Source organism: Streptomyces sp. JH002 (assembly GCF_050916115.1).
GTDB lineage: Bacteria > Actinomycetota > Actinomycetes > Streptomycetales > Streptomycetaceae > Streptomyces > Streptomyces xiamenensis.
In genome coordinates this window covers 5,116,053-5,136,142 of record NZ_CP087989.1, presented here as the reverse complement: position 1 = coordinate 5,136,142, position 20,090 = coordinate 5,116,053, and the positions used below count along the sequence as shown (strand labels likewise).

At 72.9% G+C, this 20,090-nt stretch carries 15 protein-coding genes; 4 read left to right on the top strand and 11 right to left on the bottom strand.

Going from position 1 to position 20,090, the window contains the following annotated elements:
• Positions 1-19: 19 nt before the first annotated feature.
• The 11 genes from ftsZ to rsmH all read right to left on the bottom strand — a co-directional run bounded on the left by ftsZ (position 20) and on the right by rsmH (position 14,341).
• The gene (ftsZ, locus tag H7827_RS23605) at positions 20-1,258 is read right to left on the bottom strand and encodes a cell division protein FtsZ (RefSeq protein ID WP_432747270.1); all 1,239 of its coding nucleotides are present in this window, start codon (positions 1,256-1,258) and stop codon (positions 20-22) included.
• Between the two features lie 260 nt (positions 1,259-1,518).
• Positions 1,519-2,322 (bottom strand): cell division protein FtsQ/DivIB, encoded by an 804-nt coding sequence (locus H7827_RS23600; protein ID WP_386541851.1) that lies wholly within the window; start codon positions 2,320-2,322, stop codon positions 1,519-1,521.
• Between the two features lie 26 nt (positions 2,323-2,348).
• On the bottom strand, positions 2,349-3,440 hold the full coding sequence (gene murG / locus H7827_RS23595; RefSeq protein ID WP_432747269.1) for an undecaprenyldiphospho-muramoylpentapeptide beta-N-acetylglucosaminyltransferase: 1,092 nt from the start codon (positions 3,438-3,440) through the stop codon (positions 2,349-2,351).
• Between the two features lie 6 nt (positions 3,441-3,446).
• Positions 3,447-4,925: a putative lipid II flippase FtsW gene (ftsW, locus tag H7827_RS23590; RefSeq protein WP_386541852.1), complete on the bottom strand. Its 1,479-nt coding sequence runs from the start codon at positions 4,923-4,925 to the stop codon at positions 3,447-3,449.
• 248 nt (positions 4,926-5,173) lie between these two features.
• Entirely contained in the window at positions 5,174-6,598 is a 1,425-nt protein-coding gene (murD, locus tag H7827_RS23585) for a UDP-N-acetylmuramoyl-L-alanine--D-glutamate ligase (RefSeq protein WP_200367902.1), read from the bottom strand.
• The gene (mraY, locus tag H7827_RS23580; protein ID WP_200367900.1) at positions 6,580-7,644 is read right to left on the bottom strand and encodes a phospho-N-acetylmuramoyl-pentapeptide-transferase; all 1,065 of its coding nucleotides are present in this window, start codon (positions 7,642-7,644) and stop codon (positions 6,580-6,582) included. The genes murD and mraY overlap by 19 nt, the downstream gene beginning before the upstream one ends.
• The gene (locus H7827_RS23575) at positions 7,641-9,080 is read right to left on the bottom strand and encodes a UDP-N-acetylmuramoyl-tripeptide--D-alanyl-D-alanine ligase (RefSeq protein ID WP_432747268.1); all 1,440 of its coding nucleotides are present in this window, start codon (positions 9,078-9,080) and stop codon (positions 7,641-7,643) included. Before H7827_RS23575 ends, mraY begins: the two co-directional genes overlap by 4 nt.
• Entirely contained in the window at positions 9,077-10,780 is a 1,704-nt protein-coding gene (locus H7827_RS23570) for a UDP-N-acetylmuramoyl-L-alanyl-D-glutamate--2,6-diaminopimelate ligase (RefSeq protein ID WP_432747267.1), read from the bottom strand. The genes H7827_RS23575 and H7827_RS23570 overlap by 4 nt, the downstream gene beginning before the upstream one ends.
• Positions 10,781-10,800: 20 nt before the next feature.
• Complete coding sequence (locus H7827_RS23565) at positions 10,801-12,711, bottom strand: peptidoglycan D,D-transpeptidase FtsI family protein (RefSeq protein WP_432747266.1); 1,911 nt, start codon at positions 12,709-12,711, stop codon at positions 10,801-10,803.
• Positions 12,708-13,367 (bottom strand): septum formation initiator, encoded by a 660-nt coding sequence (locus tag H7827_RS23560; protein ID WP_432747265.1) that lies wholly within the window; start codon positions 13,365-13,367, stop codon positions 12,708-12,710. Before H7827_RS23560 ends, H7827_RS23565 begins: the two co-directional genes overlap by 4 nt.
• Positions 13,364-14,341 carry a 16S rRNA (cytosine(1402)-N(4))-methyltransferase RsmH gene (rsmH, locus tag H7827_RS23555; protein ID WP_432747263.1) on the bottom strand — a complete coding sequence of 326 codons (978 nt, stop codon included), beginning with the start codon at positions 14,339-14,341 and terminating at the stop codon, positions 13,364-13,366. The genes H7827_RS23560 and rsmH overlap by 4 nt, the downstream gene beginning before the upstream one ends.
• 261 nt (positions 14,342-14,602) lie before the next feature.
• Between rsmH and H7827_RS23550 the strand changes: the two genes are divergently transcribed.
• The 4 genes from H7827_RS23550 to H7827_RS23535 all read left to right on the top strand — a co-directional run bounded on the left by H7827_RS23550 (position 14,603) and on the right by H7827_RS23535 (position 20,010).
• On the top strand, positions 14,603-15,118 hold the full coding sequence (locus H7827_RS23550; protein ID WP_043177952.1) for a beta-class carbonic anhydrase: 516 nt from the start codon (positions 14,603-14,605) through the stop codon (positions 15,116-15,118).
• A gap of 135 nt (positions 15,119-15,253) precedes the next feature.
• Positions 15,254-16,246: an AAA family ATPase gene (locus H7827_RS23545; RefSeq protein ID WP_386541437.1), complete on the top strand. Its 993-nt coding sequence runs from the start codon at positions 15,254-15,256 to the stop codon at positions 16,244-16,246.
• Positions 16,246-17,577, top strand: coding sequence for a DUF58 domain-containing protein (locus H7827_RS23540; RefSeq protein WP_386541435.1), 1,332 nt, complete (start codon positions 16,246-16,248; stop codon positions 17,575-17,577). The genes H7827_RS23545 and H7827_RS23540 overlap by 1 nt, the downstream gene beginning before the upstream one ends.
• 3 nt (positions 17,578-17,580) lie before the next feature.
• Positions 17,581-20,010, top strand: coding sequence for a transglutaminaseTgpA domain-containing protein (locus H7827_RS23535; RefSeq protein WP_432747262.1), 2,430 nt, complete (start codon positions 17,581-17,583; stop codon positions 20,008-20,010).
• The last annotated feature ends 80 nt before the right edge of the window (positions 20,011-20,090 follow it).

Sequence of the window (20,090 nt, the reverse complement as noted above, 5' to 3'; positions counted from 1 at the left end):
CTATCACGTCAGGAAATGATCACTTGAGGAAGTCGGGGACGTCGAGCTCCTCGGCCTGACCGCCGTCGTACGGGCGGGCCGAGGGCACCTGGGGGCTGAGCGGGGTCGTCGTCTCGGGCCGTTCGGCGACCGGCTCGGCGACCGCGGGCGTCTCACGCTCGGCCGGCTCACGGGAGGGCAGGGTGCCGAGCCCTCCGAAGGAGGGGCGCTCACCGTCGCCGTCCGTGCCGCGGTCCTTGGCCGCCGGCGCCGGCGTCTCCTCCTTGGCGCTGTACGAGCCGAGCACCCGGTCCCGGCTGCGGGCCGGCGGCTGGCCGCCGTCGAACCCGGCCGCGATGACGGTGACCCGGACCTCGTCGCCCAGCGCGTCGTCGATGACCGCGCCGAAGATGATGTTGGCCTCGGGGTGGGCGGCCTCGCTCACCAGCTGGGCGGCCTCGTTGATCTCGAACAGACCGAGGTCGGAACCGCCGGAGATGGACAGCAGCACCCCGCGCGCCCCGTCGATGGAGGCTTCCAGCAGCGGGGAGGAGATCGCCATCTCGGCGGCGGCCACCGCGCGGTCGTCGCCGCGCGCCGAGCCGATGCCCATCAGGGCGGAGCCGGCCTCCGACATCACGGACTTGACGTCGGCGAAGTCCAGGTTGATCAGGCCGGGGGTGGTGATGAGGTCGGTGATGCCCTGCACACCCGACAGCAGGACCTGGTCCGCGGACTTGAAGGCGTCCAGGACGCTGACCTGGCGGTCCGAGATGGACAGCAGGCGGTCGTTGGGGATGACGATGAGGGTGTCGACCTCGTCGCGCAGCTGGGCGATGCCGTCCTCGGCCTGGTTGGCGCGGCGGCGGCCCTCGAAGGTGAAGGGCCGGGTGACCACGCCGATGGTCAGGGCGCCGAGGGTACGGGCGATGTTCGCGACCACCGGCGCGCCGCCGGTGCCGGTGCCGCCGCCCTCGCCCGCGGTGACGAAGACCATGTCGGCCCCCTTGAGGACCTCCTCGATCTCCTCGCGGTGATCCTCGGCGGCCTTGCGGCCCACCTCCGGGTCGGCTCCGGCGCCCAGGCCACGGGTGAGCTCACGGCCGACGTCGAGTTTGACGTCGGCGTCGCTCATCAGCAGCGCCTGCGCATCGGTGTTGATCGCGATGAACTCGACGCCTTTGAGACCGACCTCGATCATCCGGTTGATGGCGTTGACGCCACCGCCGCCGATACCGACGACCTTGATGACTGCGAGGTAGTTCTGCGGTGCTGCCACGTCGAAGGCCTCTCGCCTCGATTACGTATCGCCGCTCCGCGGATGCAGCGGTGCGCCGAAGGATGCCGATGGGACGGTTTGGGAAAGCCGACCCGACCCTAACGCTCAAGTTTAGGGTTAGCTGTGCTGGTCGTTCCTTGGATTGCTCGGAACGGACACTAAGTCGACATGTGGTACGCGTTCAACGAACACGCCGAACCTCCCGTTTTTCTTTTCACCCTATGTGATCACGCTTGGTGCGGCGAACCAGGTATCCATCGTCAACCCCCCGACGCGGCCGGGGCGCTGGGCACGCTCACATCGAAGTGCCGGGCGTCCGGGGCCGCTTTCATCAGTATGGTCAGCGCTTCCGCCTTCGCCGGGGAGTCCTCCGGACTCCCCCAGCGCACGGTGCGATCATCTGATAGTTCAAGGGTGATGGCGTCGTAGGACGCGATCCGGATCACCGAGGTCTCCCCGGCCAGCGGCCCGGGCAGCGCCGACGCCACCGCCACCGCGTCGCGCAGCGTGCGCTCCTCACCGAACCGGCGGGCGCTGGGGCTGTCCTCCATGTCCAGCTCCAGCAGCGGTACGGAGGGCAGCGGCTCGGCGATCTCCGCGAACCGCACGCCCTCGTCGTCCACCTCGGCATAGCCGCCCGGCGCCGGAAGCTGGGCCTGCGGCTCGCGCTCGGTGAGTTTCAGACCCACCCCGTGCGGCCAGGCGCGGACCACCCGCACCGACTTCAGCCGGGGCAGTTCGGCGAGCAGCCGCGCCTCGATGGCGTCCTTGTCCAGCGAGGCCATCGGCGCGCCCAGCGGAACCGCGGCCACCGACAGCACCTGATCGCCGGTCAGTTCCCGTCGGCTCTCCGGCTCCCAGCTCACCGACACCTTCTCGATGCGCAGCCACTGCGAACCGTACAGCGCCCAGGCGCCGAAGCCGGCCAGCCCGACGGCCGCCACCAGCAGCAGCGCCGACAGGATCCGGGAGCGCGGCAGCAGCCGACGGCCCGGCGGGCGCTGCCCGGCCCCGGGCGGTGCCTTCACCTGTCGCCGCTGGGCGACGCTGCCGGCTCCGGCCACGCTCCCTCGCCTTCCTCAGCCGCCCGCTACGACTTGCGGGCCGCGATCGCCTCGTGCACCATGCCGACGAGCAGATCGTCGGCGTCCGGCCGGCCGAACTCACTGGCCGCCCTGGACATCGCCAGCAGCCGACCCGGATCGGTCAGCACCGGCAGGACGTTGCCCTTGACCCACTCCGGCGTCAGCTCCGCGTCGTCCACGATCAGTCCACCGCCCGCCTTCACCAGCGGCTGGGCGTTCAGCCGCTGTTCGCCGTTGCCGATCGGCAGCGGGACGTAGGCGGCCGGCAGCCCGACGGCCGACAGTTCGGCGACGGTCATCGCGCCCGCGCGGCACAGCATCATGTCGGCCGCCGCGTACGCGAGGTCCATGCGGTCCACATACGGTACCGGGACGTACGGCGGCATCCCGGGCATCGTCTCCACCTGCGGCAGGTCGTTCTTCGGACCGACCGCGTGCAGGATCTGCACCCCGGAGCGCTGAAGGACCGTCACCGAGGCCTGGACGACCTCGTTCAGGCGCCGCGCGCCCTGCGAACCGCCCGACACCAGCAGGGTGGGCAGATTGGGGTCGAGCCCGAACGCGGCACGCGCCTCGGCCCGTACCGCCATCCGGTCCAGGGTCGCGATCGAACGGCGCAGCGGGATGCCCACGTAGCGGGCGTGCCGCAGCTTGCTGTCCGGAGTGGAGACGGCGACGAACTTCGTGTACCGGGCGCCGATCTTGTTGGCGAGTCCGGGACGCGCGTTGGCCTCGTGGACCACGATCGGCACCCGCTGCCGCTTGGCCGCCAGGTAACCCGGCAGGGCCACGTAGCCGCCGAAGCCCACCACGCAGTCCGCCTTGGTGCGCTCCAGGATCTCCTCGGCGGCCTTGACCGTTCCGCGCAGCCGCCCGGGGACGGTGATCAGCTCGGGGGTCGGCTTGCGCGGCAGCGGTACGGCCGGGATCAGGCCGAGTTCGTAGCCACGCTCGGGCACCAGCCTGGTCTCCAGGCCGCGCTCCGTGCCGAGGGCCGTGATCCCCACGGTCGGGTCCTGCCTGCGCAGGGCGTCCGCGAGGGCGAGCGCGGGCTCGATGTGACCGGCGGTCCCCCCGCCGGCGAGTACAACATGCACCGAATTTCACCGCTCTCCGGACGGCGCCTTCTTCGCGCGCCGTCTCATCGACTTACCAATGAGCCCAGGTTTCCGCATGGCCAGGGCCGCCCCGGCGGCGGGGTCGCTGCGCGCGAAGGCGATCAGCAGCCCGACCGCGAACATGGTGGACAGCAGGGCGGACCCCCCGTACGAGAACAGCGGGAGGGGCACCCCGGCGATGGGAAGCAGTCCCAGCACCGCGCCGATGTTCACCACGACCTGGGTCATGATCCAGGCTGTCACCCCGCCCGCGGCATACCTCACGAAGGGGTCCTCCGTGCGTCCGGCCACGCGGATACCCGCATAGCCTAGAGCCGCGAACAGACCGAGCACCGACAGCGTCCCCGCAAGACCGAGCTCCTCCCCCGTGATGGCGAAGATGAAGTCCGTGTGGGGCTCGGGGAGTTCACCCCATTTCTCCACACTGGCGCCCAGCCCCGAGCCGAACCAGCCGCCGCTGGCGAGGGCGTAGATGCCGTGCACGGCCTGCCAGCAGCGGTCGCCGTCGCCCGGCTCGGTGGCGCCGACGCAGGCGAGCCGGTCCATGCGGTGCGGGGCGGCGGCCATGAACAGCGCCGCGAGACCGGCGGCGGTGGCCAGCACGCCGGTGAACAGCCGGGTGGGGGCGCCGGCCAGCCACAGCAGGGCGAAGAGGATCATCGTGAGGATGACCACGGTGCCCATGTCACCGCCCAGCATCACCAGGCCGTAGACGAGCAGCGCGCCGGGGATCAGCGGGATGAGCAGGTGCCGGATCTGGCCGAGCAGCGCCCTGTCCCCCTTGCGCGCGAGCAGATCGGCGCCCCACAGCACCAGGGCGAGTTTGGCGAACTCGCTGGGCTGGAGGCGGAACCCGCCCACCAGGTCAAGCCAGTTGGTGTTGCCGTTCACCTCGACGCCGATGCCGGGCACCTGGACGAGGACGAGCAGGCCGACGGTGACGGCGAGGAACGGATAGGTCAGCGCGCGCAGCAGCCGGATCGGCATCCGCATGGCGAGGATCAGCAGCACCGCGCCGCCGGCGAAGGCCAGCAGTTGCTTGTGGAAGTAGTACGTGGCGGGCAGCCCCCAGCGCAACGCCTGGATCTGGGAGGCCGAGAAGACCATCACCAGGCCGAGGAAGGCCAGCAGCAGCCCCGTGCCGAGCAGCACGTAATAGGCCGTCAGCGGCCGGTCCCAGGTGCGCCGGAGGCGGCGTACGAAGCGCGGCGTGCGCGGCGCTCTGGAGGGCCGTGAAGGCGGCCTGGGGGCACGCTTCCTGGCCGCGGCGGGCGCGGCCTTCGTCCGGGACGCGGCGGCCGGGGACCGGCGCGGGGCCGGGGCCACCTTTCCCCGGGCCGACGGCGTCCGGCCGCGCGCCTCGCGCAGCACGAGCCCTTCGGCTCCGGCCGGTGCCACGGCGGGCAGCACGGCCGCCGGCAGCCAGCGCCGGCCACCCGACCCATCAGCACCCGTACGTCTCATGCTCTCCCCCACCGCTCTCCGGCACCTGGACGGAACATCATGGCCGCACCGGCGGCCGTCGCGACACGGCGGTACGGAAACGTCCGCGCGGCCGGTGCCGGGAGAACGGGGCGCGGGTGGGCGGCGGTCTCCCGGCGGGTGGCGGCCGGCCGGTGCCCGGGGGGTCTGTGCTCCGCCCTCGACGGCAGGCAGGGCGTCATCGCTCCGTCCCCTCCTCGGTGTCCCGCCGGCGGCCGGAGGTGGCGGGGTCAGTCGGTCAGGTCCGCGACGGCCGCCGCGAACGCCTCGCCGCGCTCGTTGTAGTTGGTGAACATGTCCATCGACGCACAGGCCGGGGCCATCAGGACGGTGTCGCCGGGACGGGCGAGCGCGGTCGCCTCCCGTACGGCGGCGGCCATCGCTTCAGTGTCGGTCCGGTCGAGGCCGACGACCGGGACATCCGGCGCGTGTCGCGCCAGGGCGTCGGCGATCAGCTGCCGGTCGGCGCCGATCAGTACGGCGCCGCGCAGCCGGCCGGCGGCCGTCTTGACCAGGTCGTCGAAGGTGGCGCCCTTGGCCAGGCCGCCGGCGATCCACACGATGGACTCGTAGGCGGCCAGCGAGGCCTGGGCGGCGTGGGTGTTGGTGGCCTTCGAGTCGTTCACGTAGGAGACGCCCGCCACGTCCGCGACGTGCGCGATGCGGTGCGCGTCGGGGGTGAAGGCGCGCAGCCCGTCCCGTACCGCCTTGGGTTCGACGCCGTAGGCGCGGGCCAGGGCCGCCGCCGCCAGCGCGTTGGCGATGTTGTGCGGGGCGGCCGGGGTCACATCGGTGACCTCGGCCAGCTCCTGGGCCTGCCGGTGGCGCTGGGGGATGAAGGCGCGGTCGACCAGGATGCCGTCCACCACGCCCAGCTGGGAGGGCCCGGGGGTTCCCAGGGTGAAGCCGATGGCGCGGCAGCCCTCGACCACGTCCGCCTCGCGGACCAGGTCCTCGGTGGCGGGGTCGGCCGCGTTGTAGACGCAGGCGACGGTGTTGCCCTCGTAGATCCGGCCCTTGTCGGCGGCGTAGCCGGCCATCGAGCCGTGCCAGTCGAGGTGGTCGGGGGCGAGGTTGAGCACCGCGGCCGAGTGCGGGCGCACCGAGGGCGCCCAGTGCAGCTGGTAGCTGGAGAGTTCGACGGCGAGCACGTCGTACGGCTCGCCGGAGAGCACCACGTCGATGATCGGGGTGCCGATGTTGCCGACCGCCGCCGTGCGCAGGCCCGCCGCCGTGAGGATGGCGGCGAGCATTTGTACGGTGGTGGTCTTGCCGTTGGTGCCGGTGACGGCCAGCCACGGCGGGGCGTCGGGGCCGCGCAGCCGCCAGGCGATCTCGACGTCGCCGACGACCTCGACCCCGGCCGACCCGGCGGCGGCGAACAGCGCGCTGTCCGGCCGCCAGCCGGGCGAGGTGACCACCAGGTCCGTGCCCTCCGGGAGGGTGGCGCCGTCGCCGAGCCGCACCGTGATGCCGGTGTGGGCCCGTTCCAGCTCGGCGGCGGCGCCGCGCTGCCGCTCGCCGTCACCGCCGTCGACCACCGTGACGCGGGCGCCGAGGCCGGCCAGGGCGCGGGCGGCGGAGATGCCGCTCACGCCGAGTCCGGCGACGGTGATCCGCTGCCCGGAGAACTCGCTCACCAGTCCGCCACCCATCCGCCGTAGAAGACTCCGATACCGACGATCACGCAGATGCCCTGGATGATCCAGAATCGGACCACGACCAGAACCTCGCTCCACCCCTTCAGTTCGAAGTGGTGCTGGAGCGGTGCCATCTTGAACACCCGGCGTCCGGTGAGCCGGAAGGAGCCGACCTGGATCACCACGGACATGGTGATCAGGACGAACAGACCGCCGAGCAGGGCCACCAGCAGCTGGGTGCGGGAGACGATGGCCAGACCGGCCAGGGCGCCGCCCAGGGCCAGCGAGCCGGTGTCGCCCATGAAGATCTTGGCGGGCGAGGTGTTCCACCACAGGAAGCCGAACAGGGCGCCCATCATGGCGGCGGCGACCACGGCGGTGTCCAGCGGGTCGCGCACCTCGTAACAGGTGGCCCCGGCGGTCAGCTCGTTGGCGCAGGTCTGGCCGTACTGCCACACGCCGATGAAGACATAGGCGCCGAAGACCATCACCGAGGCACCGGTGGCCAGGCCGTCCAGGCCGTCGGTCAGGTTCACGCCGTTGGACATCGCAAGGATCATGAACAGCGCCCACAGCACGAACAGCACCGGGCCGATGGACCAGCCGAAGTCCTGGGTGAAGGACAGGTGCGTGGAGCCGGGGGTCAGGCCGCGCGAGTCGGAGAAGTTCAGCGCGAGGATCGCGAAGGCGATACCGACGAAGAACTGGCCGAGCATCTTGGCGCCGGCCCGCAGACCGAGCGAGCGCTGCTTGACGATCTTGATGTAGTCGTCGAGGAAGCCGACCAGGCCCATCCCGGCGAACAGGAACAGCACCAGCAGCCCGGTGATGGTGGGCGCGGAGCTGGTCATGATCTTGGTCGCGGCGTACGCGATCAGGGTGGCCAGGATGAACGCGATACCGCCCATGGTGGGGGTGCCGCGCTTGCCGGCGTGGCCGCGTGGGCCGTCGTCCCGGATGAACTGGCCGTAGCCCTTGCGGGCGAGCAGCTTGATCAGGAGCGGGGTGCCGATCAGCGTGAGGAACAGCCCGATGGCACCGGAGAAGAGGATCTGCCTCATCGGGCGGCGACCTCACCAACGCCGTCGACGTCGCCGGCCAGTGCGATGGCGACCTGCTCCAGGCCCACCGACCTGGACGCCTTCACCAACACCACATCTCCCGGCCGCAACTGACCGCGCAGCAGCTCCACCGCTGCCGAAGCGTCGGACACGTGCACCGACTCCTCACCCCACGAACCCTCGTTCTTGGCGCCCATGTCCAGCCAGGCGGCCTCTTGACCGCCCACGGACACAAGCTTGCTGACGTTGAGCCGGACGGCGAGCCGTCCGACGGCGTCGTGCTCGGCGAGCGCGTCGTCCCCCAGCTCGGCCATGGCGCCGAGCACCGCCCACGTACGGCCACCCCCGGCTCCGGCGGCGCCGCCCATGGCGGCGAGTGCGCGCAGGGCGGCCCGCATGGAATCCGGGTTGGCGTTGTAGGCGTCGTTGACGATCGTCACGCCGTCCGCTCGCTCGGTGACCTCCATCCGCCACTTCGAGAGCGGGCCCGCGGCGGAAAGCGTTTGAGCGATCTCCGCAGCGGACATGCCTACCTCATGCGCAACAGCCGCAGCGGCAAGCGCGTTCGACACATGGTGCTCACCGTACAACCGCATGGTCACGTCGGCGCACCCGGTGGGGGTCTTGAGGCGGAACGCGGGGCGTCCCTGAGGGGTCAGATGGACGTCTTCGGCGCGGATGTCCGCCTCTTCGGCCTCCCCGAAGAACACGGTACGGGCGCGGGTGCGCTCGCTCATCGCGCGCACCAGGGGGTCGTCGGCGTTGAGAATCGCCACCCCGCCCTCCTCGGCCGGCGGCAGCCCTTCGACGATCTCGCCCTTGGCCTGCGCGATCGCCTCCCGGCTGCCGAACTCGCCCAGGTGGGCGGTGCCCACGTTCAGCACCATGCCGATGGTGGGCGGGGCCAGCGTCGTGAGATAGCGGATGTGGCCGATCCCGCGGGCGCCCATCTCCAGCAGGAGATGACGGGTTTCCCCGGTCAGGCGCAGCGCGGTCAGCGGCAGGCCGATCTCGTTGTTGAACGATTCGGCGGTGTAGACCGTGGGGCCCACGCGCTCCAGCAGCTGGGCGGTGAGGTCCTTGGTGCTCGTCTTGCCGGAGGAGCCGGTGAGGGCGATGACCGGGGTACCGAGCCGGCGCACCGTGTGCTGGGCGAGGGCACCCAGCGCTTCGGTGACGTCGTCGACCACGATCGTGGGGACCCCGGCGCCGAGGCGGCGGGTGGCCAGGACGACGGCCGCGCCGGCGGCGACCGCCCGGTCGGCGAAGTCGTGGCCGTCGACGCGGTCGCCCGGCAGGGCGGCGAACAGGGCGCCGGGGACGGCCTCCCTGGAGTCGATGACCACGGGCCCGGTGACGGGAGGTGGCGGCTCCGGTATGTCGTGCGGGGTGCCCCGTACGACCGTGACGAGCTCAGCAACGGGAAGAGGGATCACTTCAGTGGGCCTCGCGTGGCGTTGTGGCGTGAGGGCGGATGGGCAACCGCGGCCCGCTCGATGGCGGCACGCAGTTCGGTTCGGTCGTCGAAGGGCCGGATGACTCCGGCGATGTCCTGGCCCAGCTCGTGGCCCTTGCCGGCCACCAGGACGGTGTCGCCCGCCTCGGCGCGGGCGACGGCCAGGGCGATGGCGGCGGCGCGGTCCTCCTCCAGGAGGACGGTGCCGCGCTCGTGAACGGGCACCTCGGCGGCGCCGGCGAGCATCGCGGCGAGGATGGCCAGCGGGTCCTCGGAGCGCGGGTTGTCGGAGGTGAGCACGGCGGTGTCGGCGAGCCGGGCGAGCGCGGCGCCCATCGCGGGCCGCTTGTGCGGGTCGCGGTCGCCGCCGCAGCCCAGCACGGCGTGCACCTTGCCCTCGGTGACCTTGCGCAGGGCGTACAGCACCGATTCGACGGCGTCCGGCTTGTGCGCGTAGTCCACGACGGCGAGGTAGGGCTGCCCCGCGTCCACCCGCTCCAGGCGCCCCGGGACGCCGGGGACGGTGGCGATGCCGCCGGCCGCGGTGACCGGGTCGATGCCGGCCACGGCCAGGGCGGCGATGGCACCGAGGGTGTTGGCGACGTTGAACGGGCCGGGCAGCGGCGCGGTGGCGGACACCCGTACCCCGCCGGGCCCGATGGCGGTGAAGGTGGAGCCGAGCGGGCCCAGGGTGACGTCCCCGGCGCGCCAGTCGGCGTCCGGGTGGCCCTCGGCGGAGAAGGTGGTGATCGGGATCTCGGCCTCACCGGCGAGGCGGCGGCCGTACTCGTCGTCGATGTTGACGACCCCGGCCTGGGCCCTGGCCTTGGTGAACAGCTGCGCCTTGGCGGCGTAGTAGTCGGCCATGTCGGGGTGGAAGTCGAGGTGCTCGGGGCTGAGGTTGTTGAAGACCGCCACGTCGAAGACGACGCCGTCCACCCGGCCCATCACCAGCGCGTGGCTGGAGACCTCCATGGCGAGCGAGGTCACTCCGCGTTCGCGCATCACGGCGAACAGTCCCTGCAGCTCGGTGGCCTCCGGGGTGGTGCGCTCGGACTTCACCCGCTGGTCCCCGATGCGGGTCTCGACCGTGCCGATCAGCCCGGTCGGCTCGCCCTCCTTGGCCACCGCGCGCAGGCCGCCCTCCACCAGGTAGGCGGTGGTGGTCTTGCCGGAGGTGCCGGTGATGCCGATCTTCAGCAGCCCGGCGCCGGGCTCGCCGTAAATGGTGGCGGCCAGCTGACCCATCCGGGTGCGGGGGTCGGGCACCGTGAGGACGGGCAGCCCGGCGGCGGCAGCGCGTTCGACGCCGGTGGGATCGGTGAGTACGGCCACCGCGCCGCGGCTCGCGGCCTGGGCGCAGAAGTCGGCGCCGTGGAAGCGGGCGCCGGGCAGCGCGGCGTAGATGTCACCCGGGAGGGCGGCGCGCGAGTCGTGGGTGATGCCGGTGACGGCGGCACCGGCGTGCGCGGCGGCGGGTTCGGCGACCCCCAGCAGCCCGGCCAGCTGCGCCAGCGGTACGGGGGAGACCCGTGCCGGGCGGGGCGGCGCCGACGGGGTGAGATCAGCGTGGGGCACGGCGGTGAGCGTACCCGGCGTGGTGGGGGTGCCGCGAAGTGAGGTGCGGCCGGATGCCGCGCCCAGCGGGGCGTTTCCTTCGCCCTCGGTGATCGTTCTCACGTGCTTGCTCTCCGCTTCGGTCAGTCGTTGGGGTCGAACGTGACGGGAAGGCCCGGAAAGTCCGTGCCGGTGGGCGGGACCTGGAGCGCCTTCAGGGAGAAGTCCATGACCTCGTTGAAGACCGGTCCGCACACCTTGCTGCCGTTGTAACTGCCTTTGGTGGGGTTCTGCACGGCGCAGTAGACCGTGATGCGGGGGTTGTCGGCGGGCGCGAAGCCCGCGAACGACGCGGTGTAGCCGGAGTAGCGGCCGGTGAGCGGATCCACCCGGTTGGAGGTACCGGTCTTGCCCGCCACCCGGTAGCCGGGGATCTGGGCGGCGCTGCCGGTGCCCTCGGGGGCGGTGACGACGGTCTCCAGTATTTCGCCGAGGGTGGCCGCCGTCTCCTCGCTGATCACCCGCTCGCGGGCGGGCTCGGGGGAGGGCTCGTAGGTGCCGTCGGGGCCGGTGTAGCCGCGGATCAGGGTGGGGGCGATGCGCTCGCCGCCGTTGGCGACGGTGGAGTACACCGAGGCGGCCTGGAGGGCGTTGACGGACATGCCCTGGCCGAAGGGGATCGTGTACTGCTGCGAGGTGTTCCAGTCCCCGGGGGCGGCGAGGATGCCGGAGGTCTCGCCGGGGAAGCCGAGCCCGGTGGGCCGGCCGAAGCCGAAGCGGGTGAGGTAGGAGTGCAGGACCTCGTTCGCCTCGGGCTGGGTGTCGCCCAGTTCCTCGGCGGCGAGGATGGTGCCGATGTTGCTGGACCGGGCGAGCACACCGGCCAGGGTGAGGTAGTACGTCTCGTGGTCGTGGTCGTCGGCGAAGTTGCGGTCGGCGCGCGGCAGCCGGTTGGGGACCGTGACGTGGGTGCCGGGGGTGGCGACGCCCTCCTCGAGGACGGCGGCCATGGTGGCGACCTTGAGGGTGGAGCCCGGCTCGTAGGCGTCCAGCAGGGCGGCGTTGCGCAGGATGTCGCTGCTGGTGACCGAGGAGAGGTCGTTGGGGTCGTAACCGGGGGCCCCGGCCAGCGCGAGGATCTCGCCGGTGGTGGTGTCCAGGACGATGACGTAGCCGTCGTCGGCCTTGGACTCCTCGACCTGCCGGCTGATGGCGTTCTGCGCGGCCCACTGGATGTCGCGGTCGATGGTCAGCTCGATGTCGGTGCCCGGGACGGCGGGCTGCTCCTGGGAACCGGCGGTGGGCACCCGGCGGCCACCCGACTGGGCGTAGGTGATGGTGCCGTCCTCGCCGGCCAGCGCGGTGTTGAGCTGGGCCTCCAGGCCGCCGCCGCCGACACCTTCGGCGTTGACGAAGCCGAGGGTGGCCGCGGCCAGGTCACCGCCCGGGTAGACGCGCTTGGCGTTCTTCTCGGCGAAGACGCCGGAGAGGACCTGGTCGCCGGTGCCCTTGGCCGCGGCCTCGCTGAGGTTGCCGCGCAGGTCCTTGATCTGCCGCCAGATCTGCGGGGTCTGCTTGCGGGCGAGCACGGCGTACCGGGAGCCGGGCTCGGACAGCAGGGCGGTCAGGGTGTCCTCGTCGCGGTCGAGGATGGGGGCGAGCAGGGCGGCGGCCTGGGCGGGGGCGTCGGGGACGCCGGTCTGTTCCTCGGTGAACAGGAAGGGGTCGGCGGTGATGTCGTACGCGTCGACGGTGGTGGCCAGCGCGGTGCCGTTGCGGTCGGTGATGTCGCCGCGCTGGGCGGCGAGCGGCACGGTGACGTAGCGGTTGACGGCGGCCTTGTCGGTGTAGGTGGCGGCGTCCACGGCCTGGACCTGGAGCAGCCGCACGGTGAAGGCCACCATGACGAGGGCGAGGCCGAGGCTGACGAGCCGCAGCCTGGGGCGCACGGTGGCGGGGCGGGGGTGGCCGCCGCGGGAGCCGCCGGGCTTCCGGGGGCGACGGGGGGCGGGGGGCCGGGTTCCCCCGCCGCGGTTGCCGGCCGATCCGCTCACTGGTCCGTCTCCTCCTCGGGCGCCGCCGGGTCGGCGGGGTCCACCGGGTCCGTGTCCGGTGTCCCGGCCGCGGCGCCGTCCTCGCTGCCGTCCGGTCCGGCGTCCGCCGGGCCGCTCTCGTCCGTCGGGTCGGTCCCGTCCGGGGTGTCCGGGTCCTGCGGGGTGTCCGGGTCCTGCGGGGTGTCCGGGTCCTGCGGGGTCTCCGGGGTCTCCGGGGTGTCCGCCGGGTCCGTGCCGTCCGTACCGTCCGTGGTGTCGGACTCCTCGGGGTCCGGTGGCGGTTCCGGGGCCGGCGAGGGCTCGCCGGTCACGGTGCCGTCGCGGTCCAGGAATGCGGGCGGCCCGGCCGGGACGAGGCCCAGTTCACGGGCGCGTTCGGACAGCGCGCCGGGCGCCGAGAAGGCGTCCACCTCGGCCTGCAGCGCCTGCTGTTCGTCGGTGAGTTCCTGGGTGTGCCGGCGGAGCTCGCTCAGTTCGAAGGAGCCCTGGTTGAGCGAGGCGTTCAGCAGCAGCAGAGCGAGCATCCCGGCGCCCAGCAGCAGGACGATCAGCAGCACGAACGGCGTACGGGCGGCGGAGCCGCGGCCCGCCGGCACCAGACCCGTCAGCCGGGCGATGCGGGTCTGCGGGCCCGGCTCGCGCCGTTTCGGGCTCACCGCACCCGCTCCCGCACCCGCTCGGCGCCGCGCAGCCGGGCGGGTGCGGCCCGCTTGTTCTCGGCGATCTCCTCGTCGGTGGGCAGTTCGGCGCCCCGGGTGAGCAGCTTCAGCCGTGGCTGGTACTCCTCGGGGACCACGGGCAGACCGGCCGGAGCCGTGCTGCGGGCGCCGTCCGCCAGCACCCGCTTGACCAGGCGGTCCTCCAGCGAGTGGTAGGAGAGCACCGCGATCCGGCCGCCGACCGCCAGGGCGTCGACGGCGGCGGGCATGGCGCGCTCCAGGACGGACAGCTCGCCGTTGACCTCGATGCGCAGCGCCTGGAAGGTGCGCTTGGCCGGGTTGCCACCGGTGCGCTTGGCGGCCTGCGGCAGGGCGTCGCGGATGAGGGTGACCAGGCGGGCGCTGGAGGTCAGCGGCTGCTTCGCCCGTTCGGCGACGACGGCCTCGACGATCTTGCGGGCGAACTTCTCCTCGCCGTAGGCGCGCAGGATGCGGACGAGTTCACCGGGCGGATAGGTGTTCAGCACCTCGGCGGCGCTGAGCCCGGTGGTCTGGTCCATCCGCATGTCCAGCGGGGCGTCCTGGGAGTAGGCGAAGCCGCGATCGGCCTCGTCCAGCTGCATGGAGGAGACGCCCAGGTCGAAGAGGACGCCGGCGACCCGCGGGGTGCCGAGCCGGGCGAGGACGGCGGGGAGTTCGTCGTACACCGCGTGCACCAGGGTGGCGCGGTCGCCGTACGGGGCGAGCCGGGCGCCGGCCAGCTCCAGGGCGCGCGTGTCGCGGTCCAGGCCGATGAGCCTGACCTGCGGGAAGGCACCGAGCAGCGCCTCGCTGTGGCCGCCCAGGCCCAGGGTGCAGTCCACGACGGTGGCGCCGGGCGCGTCGAGCGCGGGGGCGAGCAGGTCGAGGCAGCGCTGGAGCATGACCGGGCGGTGCCGGGTGTGCGGGGGCCGGTCGTTGCTGGTGGTCATGCGCCTTCCGAGGTGAGCGGTGCGGTACGAAGACGGTGGCTCTGGCGGCCCGGCCCGCCTCCCGGTGCGCGTCACCTTAGTCCACACGCCTGGTGGGTCAATCATTGAGGTTCGGGGTGTGTGTTCGTGTTTCGGCCGTGCGCTTCCCGGGGTGACTCCGGTCACCCCCGGGGACGGGTGTGACACGTTTCCGCTGTGACGTCCGGTCTCACGGACGGGCTCCGGTATCCGTGAGCGGGCGCCGCGTAATACCGTCGGGGCATGGCAAAATCGGTCACAGATGAATTGGTCTCAGCCAATCAGCAGTACGCCACGACGTTCACCGATCCCGGGATGGACGCCCGCCCCGTGCGGAAAGTGGCGATTGTCGCCTGCATGGACGCCCGTCTCGATCTGCACGCCGCGCTCGGCCTGGATCTGGGCGACTGTCACACGATCCGCAACGCGGGCGGCGTGGTCACCGAGGACATCATCCGCTCGCTGACCATCTCTCAGCGCGGTCTCGGCACCCGTTCCGTCGTCCTCATCCACCACACCGGCTGTGGCCTGCTGCAACTCACCGAGGAGTTCCGGCACGAGCTGGAGCTGGAAGTGGGTCAGAAGCCGAGCTGGGCCGTCGAGTCGTTCACCGATCTGGACCAGGACGTACGCCAGTCGATGGCACGCGTGCGGACCTCGCCGTTCCTCTTGCACACTGATGACGTACGCGGATTTGTGTTCGACGTGACCTCGGGTCTGCTCCGCGAGATCGACCCGCAGGACACCGCCGGCCGGTGACGGCCGGGACCGGGGGCGTGAAGAATGGCTGCCGGAGGGCGACCTCCCGGCACGTTTCCGGTGTCGTCGTATCCGGCAGCGTCCGCGCCGTTCAGGGTGGGGACCGAGACAGCAGTGCGGGCCGAGGAGGGCCGGTTGACGACCTATGAGGAGCAGACGAAGCTCACCGATCTGAGCGCCACGGCGGAGCAGGTGCGCCGCGCCGTGGAGAGCGTGATCGAGGGCAAGCCGGAGGTCGTACGCATCTCCTTGACCGTGCTCCTGGCCGAGGGGCACCTGCTCCTGGAGGACGTGCCCGGGGTGGGCAAGACCATGCTGGCCAAGTCGCTGGCCCGGGCCATCGACTGCACGGTGCGGCGGGTGCAGTTCACCCCGGACCTGCTGCCCTCGGACATCACCGGGATCAGCGTCTACGACCAGCAGACCAAGGAATTCGAGTTCAAGCCGGGCGCGGTGTTCGCCCAGATCATGATCGGCGACGAGATCAACCGCGCCTCGCCCAAGACCCAGTCGGCGCTGCTGGAGGCGATGGAGGAGCGCCAGGTCACCGCGGACGGCCGCACCTATCCGCTGCCCGACCCGTTCATGGTGATCGCCACCCAGAACCCGGTGGAGATGGAGGGCACCTATCCGCTGCCCGAGGCGCAGCGCGACCGCTTCATGGCCCGGGTCTCGGTGGGCTATCCGGACCCCGAGGCCGAGCTGCGGATGCTGCAGTCGCACGGCGGCTACTCCCCGCTGGACGCGCTCCAGCCGGTGGCGAGCGCCCAGGACGTGGTGAAGCTGATCGAGGCGGTGCGCGAGATCCATGTCTCGGACGCGGTCCGCCGGTACGCGGTGGACCTGGTGATCGCCACCCGCACCCACGCCGAGCTGCGTCTGGGTGCCTCGCCGCGCGCCACCCTGCAACTGCTGCGGGCCGCCAAGGCGTCCGCCGCGCTGTGCGGGCGCGGCTACGTGCTGCCCGACGACGTGCAGGCGCTGGCCGTTCCGGTGCTGGCGCACCGGCTGCTGCCCACCGCCCAGGCGCAGCTGAACCGGCGCACCTCGGAGCACATCGTCACCGAGATCGTGCACCGTACGGCGGTTTCCTCCCCGTACGGCGCCCCGCAGCACCGGGGCTACTGATGCCCGGCGGCGACGGGGACCGGCGCGGGCCGCTGCGGGCGGCCTTCGGCGGCCTGACGACGCGCGGGCGGTCGTTCCTGGCCGCCGGCGCCGCCGCCTCGGTGTGCGCCTATCTGCTGGGCCAGCCGGATCTGCTGCGGGTCGGCGCGCTGCTCGCGGCGCTGCCGGTGGTGTGCGTCCTGGTGCTGTACCTCACCCGCAACCGGGTCTCGGCCTCGCGCCGGTTGTCCCCCGCGCGGGTGCCGGCCGGCGGCGAGTCCCGGGTGCATCTGCGGGTGGACAACTGGTTCCGGCTGCCCAGTGGTCAGCTGATGCTCCAGGACCGGGTGCCGTACGTGCTGGGGCCCCGGCCGCGGTTCGTGCTGGACCGGATCGAGCCGGGCGGGCAGCGCGAGGTCAGCTACCGGGTCCGTTCCGACCAGCGCGGGCGCTATCCGCTGGGGCCGCTGGAGCTGCGGCTGGCCGACCCGTTCGGCATGGTCGAACTGCACCGCTCCTTCGACGCGTACGACGTGATGACGGTGCTGCCGCACATCGAGCGGCTGCCGGCGGTACGGCTGGGCGGCGCCTCGGGCGGGCAGGGCGAGAGCGGGCAGCGGTCCATGGCCGTGACCGGCGAGGAAGACATCATTCCCCGCGACTACCGGTACGGGGACGATCTGCGCCGGGTGCACTGGCGGTCCACCGCGCACCGGGGCACGCTCATGGTGCGCCGCGAGGAGCAGCCGCCGCGCGCCCAGTGCACCGTGCTGCTGGACACGCGGCGTTCGGGTTACGCGGGTTCGGGGCCGCAGGCGCCCTTCGAGCGGGCGGTCTCCGGGGCCGCCTCGGTGATCTCGCACCTGGCCGAACGCGGCTACCAGGTGCGGCTGGTGACCGACACGGGTCATCTGGTCCCGGCGCCCGACCAGCACGTGGCGGACAGCGCGGAGACGATGGGCCTGATGATGGACGCCCTGGCGGTCCTGGACCACTCCCCCCTGCCCGGGCCGCTGGACCTGGTGACCGACACCCAGGCCGTGTCCGCCCCCAGGTCGGATCTCGACGGTGCGCTGGCCGCGCTGGCCGGCACCGAGACCGGGCTGCTGATCGCCTTTCTCGGCGCGCCGGACGCGGCGGCGATCGCCCAGCTGGCGCGGTTGCGGCAGCGGGCGTCCGAGGGGGTCGCCTTCGTGGCGGCGGGCCAGCTGGACCCGGCGGTGGAGGCCGGGGCGCTGGGGCGGTTGCGGGAGAGCGGCTGGGCCGCGCTGCCGCTGCATCCCGGGGTGCCGCTGGCGCAGGTGTGGCAGCAGGCCGACGGGGAACGAGCCGGCGCGTACAGGGGGCTGTGAGCGGTGTTGGAGACGAGGCCGAGGGTCGCGCTGGCCGCGTGGCTGGCCACGATGGGCTCGGCGGCGGCGCTGCTGCCGCTGGTGAAGGACAGCGGCTGGCTGGTGCAGGCCGGGCTGCTGCTGGCCGCCCAGACCGCCACCGGGATGGTGGCGCGGCGGCTGGGCGCGCCCGCCGCGCTGGCGGTCGCTGCCCAGGTCCTGGTGTCGCTGCTGCTGGTGACGGTGAGCACGGTGTCCGCGTACGCGCTGGGCGGTCTGCTGCCGGGACCCGAGGCGTTCGGCCGGTTCGGCGAACTGCTGTCGGCGGGCGCCGAGGACATCGGCCACTACGTGGCACCGGCCCCGATGACGGACGGCATCCGGCTGATGCTGCTGGCCGGGGTGCTGCTGATCGGGCTGCTGGTGGATGTCCTGGCGGTCACCTCGGCGAGCGCCGCGGCGGCGGGGCTGCCGCTGCTGGCGCTGTACTCGATAGCGGCCGGGGTCAACCAGGAGCAGGCCGGCTGGCTGTACTTCCTGGCAGCGGCGGCGGGCTATCTGCTGCTTCTGCTGGCCGAGGGCCAGGAGCGGCTGGACCGCTGGGGCCGCTACTTCACCGGCCCGGGGCCGGCCCGCGGATACGGGTACGGGCAGCCCGCCGCCGCGGCGCCGCCCGCGCAGTCGGCGGGGCCCCGGCTGCGGGCCGGCCGGCGGATCGGCGCGCTGACGCTGGGCGCCGCGGTGCTGGCGCCCGTCCTGATGCCCACGCTGGGCGAGGGCCTGCTGGACCTGGACGGCGGCGGCTCGGGCACCGGCACCGGCGGACCGGGCCGGATCAGCTCGGTCAACCCGGTGGTGGCGCTCCAGGACCAGCTGAACCAGCCGCAGAACCAGCAGGTGCTCACCTACCGCACCGAGGGCGGCGACCCCACCGGCATGTATCTGCGGCTGGTGGCGCTGGACGAGTTCACCGGCAGCGAGTGGAAGTCCTCGCGCTGGCTGGAGAACGAGGTGCCCGGGGCCCCGTGGCTGGTGCCCGGGCTCGGCCCCGATGTGGCCTTCCAGGAGATGACCACGGTGATAGAGGCCAGCGGCTCGTACGCGCAGACCTCGCTGCCGGTGCCCTACCCGGCGGTGTCGGTGATGACGGACGGGGCGTGGTGGTTCGACCGCGGTTCGCAGACCCTGGTCTCGGACAACGGGCGGATGACCACCCAGGGCCGGACCTGGACGGTGACGCACCGCCAGGTGCAGCCCACCGCCGAGCAGCTGGCGGGGGCGCCGCCCGCACCCGCCAACCTCGCCTCCTACTACACCCAGGTGCCCCCCGACCTTCCGGAGGTCGTCGCCGAACTGGCGCGGGAGGTCACGGCCGACGCCGCCGACGACCACGCGCGGGCGGTGGCGCTGCAGGACTGGTTCGCCAAGGACGGCGGCTTCCGGTACAACACCGACGTCTCCTCGGGCAGCGGCAGCGAGGCGATCGCCGCGTTCCTGGAGGACCGCGAGGGCTTCTGCGTCCACTTCGCGTTCAGCATGGCGGCCATGGCCCGCACCCTGGGCATCCCGGCGCAGGTGGCGGTCGGCTTCACCCCGGGCGACCGGCAGGTGGACGGCTCCTACCGTGTCGGCCTGCACAACGCGCACGCCTGGCCCGAGCTGTACTTCGAGGGTGTGGGCTGGACCCGCTTCGAGCCCACCCCGGGACAGGGCAACACCCCCGACTACACGCTCCCGGAGGCCGACCGCCCCGACCCGGCCCGGCCGGGCGAGGAGGACACGGAGACCGCGGAGCCGGAGGCCCCCGAGAACTCGCCGACGCCCACCGACCCGGAGACCTGCGACCCGGTGCGGGAGGCCGCCGCGTGCGAGAGCGAGGCCCCCGCCGCGGCCGGCGGCGGTTCGGGCGGCGGCCCCTCCCCGGGGCCGTGGCTGTGGGGGGCGGGCGCCGCGCTGGCGCTGCTCACCGTGCTCGCCGCACCGCCGCTGTGGCGCGAGCGGGTGCGGGCCCGGCGGCTGGCGCCCGGCGCGGGGGCGACGGCCGCCTGGCAGGAGCTGAGCGACAGCGCCTGGGACCTGGGCATCGGGCCGCTGGCGGCGGAGACGCCGCGGCAGACCGCCACCAGGATCACCACCGTGATCACACTGGACGCCGCGGCCCAGGAGGCCGTCCACCGGCTGGCCACCGGGGTGGAGCGGGAGCTGTACGCGCCCGCGCCGCCCGGGGCCGGTGCGCCGGGGGCGGAACCGGCGGACGAGGGGCCGGCCCGGGACGTACGGACGGCCCTGGCCGGGCTGCGGGCCGGGGTCGGGCGCGGGACCCGGTGGCGGGCACTGCTGTTGCCGCGCTCCGCCATTCGGGTGACTTACCGGATGAGTGAACAGCGGCTGCGGGCCGCCCGGCGGCTGCGTGAACGCCGCACCGCATTCCTCGGGAAATTGCGGAAAGCCTGAAAGCCCGGAAAGGGAAAGAACGGGCACCGAGAAGCACAACGGAAGGGCCCGCCGGTTCCCGGACCGGCGGGCCCTTCCGC